3 protein-coding genes are annotated in these 1,292 nt (G+C 72.2%); 1 reads left to right on the forward strand and 2 read right to left on the reverse strand.

Annotated elements, in window-relative coordinates; translation table 11 throughout:
- Positions 1 to 587: alpha/beta fold hydrolase (locus AOK24_RS43745; protein ID WP_055725380.1), on the reverse strand; the 587-nt coding region annotated here is incomplete at its 3' end.
- A 167-nt stretch (positions 588 to 754) separates the two neighbouring features.
- On the opposite strand from AOK24_RS43745, the gene AOK24_RS43750 reads away from it, so the two are divergent.
- Positions 755 to 1,018 carry a Tn3 family transposase gene (locus AOK24_RS43750; protein WP_055725381.1) on the forward strand — a complete coding sequence of 88 codons (264 nt, stop codon included), beginning with the start codon at positions 755 to 757 and terminating at the stop codon, positions 1,016 to 1,018.
- Between the two features lie 28 nt (positions 1,019 to 1,046).
- On the opposite strand, the gene AOK24_RS43755 is transcribed toward AOK24_RS43750, so the two are convergent.
- The coding region (locus tag AOK24_RS43755) for a helix-turn-helix domain-containing protein (protein WP_159052229.1) at positions 1,047 to 1,292 on the reverse strand (246 nt) is incomplete at its 5' end.

Here is a 1,292-nt window from a genome sequence, read left to right on the forward strand (position 1 = left end):
CGGTCGGGGAGGGGGCGTTCGGCGAGGTAGGCGCGGGTGGCTTGCATGGTCGCGGTGAGGGTGTGGAGGGTCATGTGGCGGACTTCGTCAAGGAGTTCGGGTGGGATCTCGTAGCCGGGCCGGCTGAAGCCGGTGCTCGCGAATTGGCGGAGCTGGTCGTCGGTCGGCGGCCACTGGGAGAGGTCGGCGTCGGATGCGATGTACGCGTGCAGGCCGGGGCCGGTGTTGATGAGGGCGAGCCCGGTCACCAGGTCGGGGCGCTGTTCCGCGAGGGCCGTGGCGACGGCGCCCCCGCTGGAGTGGCCCACGACGACGGCGTGTCCGACGCCGAGGCGCTCCAGTACGGCGGCGAGGCGCCGCGCCTGGTCGGGGAGGGCGTAGCTGAGGTCGGCGGGTTTGGCCGACTCTCCGTGTCCGAGGAGGTCGGGGCGGATGACGTGGTGCGAGCCGGTGAGGTGGGGGACGAGCGCGTCCCACGAGCGGGTCGAGGACGCGGAGCCATGGATGAGGAGGAGGGCGGGGGCGTCGCGGGGGCCGTCTTGGCGTACGTGGAGGGCGCCATCGTCCAGCGCCGAAGTGTCGGTCATGCGGCCCACTGTCGCGGCCGGCGCCCGCCGCCGTATTGGACGAATGTTCCCCGCGCCCCCTCAAGCAGGGGCATGACCCAGATGTGCCAGGAACCCGCCACGGGATGATGTTGGAGTGGTGACGGCCTCGACCGTCACCCGTACGGCCCAGTGCCGTTGGTGGTGACGTGAGGCATCTGGAGGACAAGCTCACCGCAGCCGCCGCGGCAGCGGCCCGGCACATCCCCGGGGTGAGCGGGCACGAACTGTCGCTGGCCGCGAACCGGCACTTCTCCATCCCGGCCTTGAGCAAGGCCATCGCCGAACTGGTCAACGCGCACGCACGCCTGGACATCTGCCAGGCGTGGGGCGACGGTTCCGCGGTCGCCGCGGACGGCGCCCCACCGCACCGGCGGGTGACCGCCGCGCCGAACAAGGGAGACGTGCCGTAGGCAAGGCGGAATGGTGAGTTGCCCGCCGCTACCGCGCTGAACCGTCGGCGAGTGCCGGGCGGAAGGTGCGGCGGTACGCCTGGGGTGTGACCCCGATGGCGGCATGAAGGTGCTTGCGCAGGGAGACACCGGTGCCGAATCCGGCGCGGTCGGCGACCCGGTCGACGGGCCAGTCGGTGGTTTCCAGCAAGTGCCGGGCCAGGTCGACGCGCTGGCGGGTGAGCCACTGGCCGGGGCTGGTGCCGACCTCGTCGCGGAAGCGGCGGGTGAAGGT

The organism is Streptomyces niveiscabiei, from assembly GCF_001419795.1.
GTDB classification, from domain to species: domain Bacteria; phylum Actinomycetota; class Actinomycetes; order Streptomycetales; family Streptomycetaceae; genus Streptomyces; species Streptomyces niveiscabiei.